Source organism: Streptomyces sp. CO7 (assembly GCF_053474865.1).
Genome location: NZ_JBRIOU010000003.1, coordinates 414,704 through 418,473 on the forward strand (window position 1 = coordinate 414,704; position 3,770 = coordinate 418,473).

The following is a 3,770-nucleotide window of genomic DNA, read 5'->3' on the forward strand; positions in this document are numbered from 1 at the left end:
CCCCGGGGTTGCCCCGAGGCGGCCGCCTGCCCCCACACTGGACGCATGACCCACCAGCAGGAAGCACTCACCGACCCGCCGCCGGGCCTCCCGCGCCGCGTGTGGTGCCGCCTGTGCGGATCCGAACTCCGGGACGCGGAGTCCCGCCGCAGGGGCTTCGGACCGGAGTGCGACCCGGACCGGAGGTTCGAGCACCGCTCCCACGACGTCGACCAGGAGCCGCTGCCGGGCCTGTGACCGGCCGGACGGGGGCCGGGCCGGGCACCGCCTTGCCCGAAAGCGATGGTCCGCCCCGGGCGGTGGAGGCCGGCGTCGGGGCACGCGGCTGCTGCGTCTCTCCGACACCCGCCTCGACCGCGCGGACGGCGCGGCGCACTCCGCCTCCTGCTGACCGAGCTGGAGCACCAGCGTGACCTCGTGCCGCCGTGGTGGTCACCGGCGACGTGGCGGTCAGCCGCCGTTCGACCTCGGCGTCCTGCCAGGTCCGGAAGCCGGGGTGCGGTGGGGGCCCACCTACGCGGCCGGGGCCCGTAAAAAGGGGCCCCGGCCGGCGAACCCGGCGACCACGCCATCGGCAGGTCCCGCGGCGGGCTGACCACGAAGCCACCTCGCCGCCGATGCCCGCTGCCGACCTATCGCCGGCATCTTCCCCTGGTCCGCTCGACAGTGCGGTCTCGGTTGGTGTCCTGTGTATTGGTCAGCGGCCGATGCCGTCCAGTTCGGCCACATCCTCCTCTGAGAGGGAGAGGCCGGCGCCTGCGATGTTCTCGCGCAGGTGGGCGATGGACGAAGTACCGGGGATGAGCAGAATGTTCGGCGAGCGCTGCACCAGCCAGGCCAGCGCGACCGACATCGGCGTCGCCTCCAGTCGGTTCGCGACTTGCGAGAGGACTTCGGACTGCAGCGGCGTGAAGCCTCCCAGAGGGAAGAACGGTACGTAGGCGATGCCATCGGCGGCGAGGTGGTCGACCAGGTCGTCGTCGTGACGGTGGGCGAGGTTGTACATGTTCTGCACGCACACGATCGGGGCGATGCCGCGCGCCTCAGCGACCTGCTCTCCGGTGACATTGCTGACGCCGAGGTGGCGTATCAGGCCCTCTTGCTGGAGGTCGGCGAGTGTCTCGAATGCTTCGGCGATGGAGCCGGCGTGGGGACCCTGAGCGTCGCCCATGCGCATGTTGACCAGGTCGAGGGTATCGACGCCCAGGGCTTCGAGGTTTTCATGGACCTGCTTGCGCAGGTCTTCGGGGCGCCGGGCGGTGGGCCAGCCGCCCTGCGCGTCGCGGGTCGCGCCCACCTTGGTGGCGATGAACAGCGGCTCCGGGTAGGGGTGCAGCGCTTCACGGATCAGCTCATTCGTGATGCGCGGTCCGTAGGCGTCGCTGGTGTCGATGTGGGTGATCCCGAGGCTGACTGCCTCGCGCAGCACGGCCAGAGCGCCGTCGTGATCGGCAGGCGGCCCCATGACCCACGGACCGGAGAGCTGCATCGCGCCGTAACCGAACCGGGTGACGGACGTGTCACCCAGCGTCCAGGTTCCGCCGGGAAGGGGTGTGGAGGGCGTGTCCATAGTGGTGCCTTTCACTTCATGCCAGGGGTGGTGTCTCCAGCCCCCTTGCACCAGCATTGGAGAGCAACTTCCCGTTGGGAAGTAGGCACTTCGAAGTGCGTAACACCCCAGAAGGTGAGAGGCGAGATCAGTGACGACGAAGGCCGACAAGAGGGCGCAGGCCACAGCGGAGTACAACGCGTTCCTGGCGGTGTGCCCCAGCCGCCAGCTCCTCGACCGGATCTCGGACAAGTGGGTCGTCCTGATCCTGTGTGCACTGGGTGGTGACACACCCGAACAGTCCGGCGCATCGCACGCCCCGAAGGCGATGCGCTACTCCGAACTGGCCCGGCTCCTGGCCGGCGTCAGCCAGAAGATGTTGACCCAGACCCTTCGGTCTCTCGAACGCGACGGCTTGCTCATCCGCACCGTGACACCCACGGTCCCTGTCACCGTCACCTACGAGCTGACCGGCCTCGGCCTCTCACTGCACCATCTGACACGCGAGCTCAGGCAGTGGGCCCAGACCCACATGGAACAAGTCCTGGCCCATCGTGAGAGCCACGACGCACAAGCTTCTTAGCCGGCGTGGCAGCGTTCTCCGTGTCTGCTGCCGGCATCGACCTCACCGGACCCGTCGCCCGGTTCGCCGACGTCGTCTCCGCTGCTGTGGCGACAGCGAGAAAGCGGCCTCCCTGGCTGGGGGAAAGTCGCACGCACGTGCGGCGCGCAAACCCTATGATCACGTCGCCCCGGCGTCCGCCGCGGCCGCGGAAGACCTCGCAGAAACAGGCCGCACGATGACGAACACCCCGCACAAGGCCCCCTGGCTCCTCGCCCGTTCCGCTCAGGCGGCGATCGCGGTTGCAGCAGTGGCCGACCTGTTCCGCGCCACGTCCTTCCGGGACAGCCACCTCGAACCCATGGCCGCCAGCACCGACACGGCGGGCCGGAACTCCCTGCTCCTGGGGAACCTGATGTTCCTCGCGGTGATCCTCTTCCTCCTGTGGCTCGTTCGGTCCCGCCGCATCGCGGAGCAGATGTCCCCCGACGCGCCGCTGCCCGGCGCCGGCTGGACGGTCGGCGCGTGGTTCGTCCCGGTGGCCAACTTCATCGTCCCGCGGGGGTTCCTGCTCCAGGTCGGCCGGGCGAGCTCCCCGTCGTGGACGAAGCGGGACAACGCCCTGGTGAACGCCTGGTGGGCCGCGTGGGTGGGCCACGCGCTGCTCCTCGGCTTCTTCGCCCAGACGTCCCCGGACTCGCTCGCCGTGCTGGTGGTGGGCCAGGTGCTCATGTTCGCCGCAGCCGTCCTCGCCGGGCTCATGATCCAGCGCATCACCACGCTGCAGTCCTCGGCGGCCTGCGACACCGCTGCCGCGCCCGGCACACCCGTCGCCCAGGCCTGAGCCGCGGCAGCCGCGGAGCGGCTCGCACCTGGACGACGTCCGCGAGATCCTCCGGCTCTCCGATCCCGACGTAGGGGCCCGACGCCCCGGGCCCCCTCACCACCCGGACGTACCGCGAGCTCCACGACCGCGACGGCGAGGGACGCCGGGCCCAGCCCAGCGGCCGGAGCCGGACCTCGCCTCCGTCGTCACCCTGGTCGGGCGCGTCGGGGCGGGGGTTCCTCGGAGGGGACCGGCACGCCGTGCACAACGACGCCGCACGCCCCCTGGACCAGGCGCGGCGAGAGCGCGCCGCGTGGCCGCGCGGGCGGCCGGGCGGTGCGGCCAGGCACCGGGAGAGGGCTGAACGGCGCCGAAGGGGTACCGCGGCGGACCACAGTGTGGGACCCGCCGCCCCGCGCTCGCCCCGGGGGAACGCCGCCGCCTACAGTGATCGACCATGACGACCAGCAACAACGCCCCCGTCGACCCCGCCGTCCGCGAGGAGCTCGGCCGCCTGCGCGACAGCATCGACAACATCGACGCCGCCGTCGTCCACATGCTCGCCGAACGCTTCAAGTGCACCCAGCAGGTCGGCTTCCTCAAGGCCAAGCACCAGCTGCCGCCCGCCGACCCGAACCGCGAGTCCGAGCAGATCGCCCGGCTCCGGCGGCTCGCCGAGAGCGCCAAGCTCGACCCCGCCTTCGCGGAGAAGCTGCTCAACTTCGTCATCGCCGAGGTCATCCGCCACCACGAGCGGATCGCCGAGCAGACCGACGACACCGGCGACGACACCGGTGACGGCACCCCTGCCTGACCCCGCCGCCGCCCCCGTG

At 71.0% G+C, this 3,770-nt stretch carries 5 protein-coding genes; 4 read left to right on the forward strand and 1 reads right to left on the reverse strand.

Features of this window, described 5'->3' with window-relative positions; all coding sequences use genetic code 11:
• The first annotated feature begins 45 nt into the window (after nt 1-45).
• Nucleotides 46-237: a DUF6011 domain-containing protein gene (locus ACOV8S_RS11810; protein ID WP_382552439.1), complete on the forward strand. Its 192-nt coding sequence runs from the start codon at nt 46-48 to the stop codon at nt 235-237.
• Nucleotides 238-697: 460 nt separating this feature from the next.
• Here the strand turns inward: ACOV8S_RS11810 and ACOV8S_RS11815 are convergent, their stop codons facing one another.
• Nucleotides 698-1,570 carry an aldo/keto reductase family oxidoreductase gene (locus tag ACOV8S_RS11815; protein WP_448317732.1) on the reverse strand — a complete coding sequence of 291 codons (873 nt, stop codon included), beginning with the start codon at nt 1,568-1,570 and terminating at the stop codon, nt 698-700.
• A 130-nt stretch (nt 1,571-1,700) separates the two neighbouring features.
• Here ACOV8S_RS11815 and ACOV8S_RS11820 point away from each other — a divergent pair, with 130 nt between their 5' ends.
• The 3 genes from ACOV8S_RS11820 (at nt 1,701) to ACOV8S_RS11830 (ending at nt 3,751) form a co-directional block, all read left to right on the forward strand.
• Nucleotides 1,701-2,132, forward strand: a complete 432-nt coding sequence (locus tag ACOV8S_RS11820; RefSeq protein WP_448317733.1) for a winged helix-turn-helix transcriptional regulator — start codon at nt 1,701-1,703, stop codon at nt 2,130-2,132.
• A 217-nt stretch (nt 2,133-2,349) separates the two neighbouring features.
• Nucleotides 2,350-2,955 carry a DUF4328 domain-containing protein gene (locus ACOV8S_RS11825; RefSeq protein WP_448317734.1) on the forward strand — a complete coding sequence of 202 codons (606 nt, stop codon included), beginning with the start codon at nt 2,350-2,352 and terminating at the stop codon, nt 2,953-2,955.
• Nucleotides 2,956-3,394: 439 nt separating this feature from the next.
• The gene (locus ACOV8S_RS11830; RefSeq protein WP_448317735.1) at nt 3,395-3,751 is read left to right on the forward strand and encodes a chorismate mutase; all 357 of its coding nucleotides are present in this window, start codon (nt 3,395-3,397) and stop codon (nt 3,749-3,751) included.
• The last annotated feature ends 19 nt before the right edge of the window (nt 3,752-3,770 follow it).